Here is a 1110-nt window from a genome sequence, read left to right on the forward strand (position 1 = left end):
AACTAGAATCACTGTTACATAAACTTTTAAATGAAGGAGAATTAATTATGAAATGGAACCGAAAGATCAAAAACAAAAGTAACGCGAGTTAATGCAGTTTAGATGTCGAACAGCTTAACCCCGGACATAATTCGCAACATTGTTAAACTAATTCCTGATACTTGGCTGGTGGGAGATTCTCCTTTCAGCGATAGCAACGAACATCGGAATGGGAGCATCCCAGTTTTGCAATGAGTATAAATACTGAAATAATTGCCTTGCCAAGTTGATGGCATAATAGAAAGCAGATAAATTACCATAACCCAAGTTTATATGCTCTCAGAAGAACAGCAGAATATCAAAATATATCTCCAAGCAATAGCAGAGGCATTGTATAAAAATACCTCGGCAGACAATCTCAAAAGCTTTGAATCTATCGAACTGATTGTCAGAGAATATTTAGTGGAGATAGTAGCACCAGAAATTAGCAGTTTTTTTTTAACTCAGCAGGGGGTAAGAGTGAGGGGAGAAAAAGAACCATAAAAAGTTGTGTAGGAGAAATCAAGCTTTCGAGGAAGCAAGCCCAAAAGCTGGGAGTAAGGAAGGGAAGTCGTTTGAGTCCTCACTTGGAAAAATGTTGTTTATTATTAGTGGCAAATGAATCGTTTGCCAATGCTGAGAAAGACTTAAAAATATTGACCGGAATTTATGTACCCGACAGTACACAACATCGGCTATTAGAGCGTTATGGATTCTCCTCACCGTCCGCTAGCGAGCAAGTAGAAGCATTGAGTATAGACGGAGGAAACGTCAGACTGAGAACTCCATTAGGAGAGCAAAGTGTCTGGAGGAATTATAAGGCGGTTAAGGTACATAGTCAAGTAGGAGCAGCCTTCTTCCAAAATAATCCAGAGTTAGTAGCATGGGTAAATAGCCAACTGCCAAATCAAGCCATAACCTGCTTGGGAGATGGTCATGATGGGGTGTGGAATTTGTTTAATCAAATAGGGACTACTGAGCAAAGAAGAGAGGTATTAGATTGGTATCATTTGATAGAAAATCTACATAAAGTAGGGGGGTCACTCAAACGACTCAGAAGAGTCGAGAGCCAACTGTGGCAAGGGTCAACAG

2 protein-coding genes and 1 pseudogene are annotated in these 1110 nt (G+C 39.9%); all 3 read left to right on the forward strand.

Features of this window, described 5'->3' with window-relative positions; all coding sequences use genetic code 11:
• Positions 1-102: 102 nt before the first annotated feature.
• Positions 103-234: a hypothetical protein gene (locus QUA36_RS31200; RefSeq protein ID WP_333460163.1), complete on the forward strand. Its 132-nt coding sequence runs from the start codon at positions 103-105 to the stop codon at positions 232-234.
• 78 nt (positions 235-312) lie between these two features.
• Positions 313-522 carry a hypothetical protein gene (locus QUA36_RS31205; protein ID WP_333452746.1) on the forward strand — a complete coding sequence of 70 codons (210 nt, stop codon included), beginning with the start codon at positions 313-315 and terminating at the stop codon, positions 520-522.
• 107 nt (positions 523-629) lie between these two features.
• Positions 630-1110, forward strand: a pseudogene (locus tag QUA36_RS31210) (ISKra4 family transposase); the annotation flags it as partial.

This window comes from Microcoleus sp. Pol10D4, from assembly GCF_036701555.1.
GTDB lineage: Bacteria > Cyanobacteriota > Cyanobacteriia > Cyanobacteriales > Microcoleaceae > Microcoleus.

Coding starts and splice junctions, on each gene's coding strand:
- QUA36_RS31200 (WP_333460163.1), top strand. CDS start 103: ATGTCGAACAGCTTAACCCCGGACATAATTCGCAACATTGTTAAACTA.
- QUA36_RS31205 (WP_333452746.1), top strand. CDS start 313: ATGCTCTCAGAAGAACAGCAGAATATCAAAATATATCTCCAAGCAATA.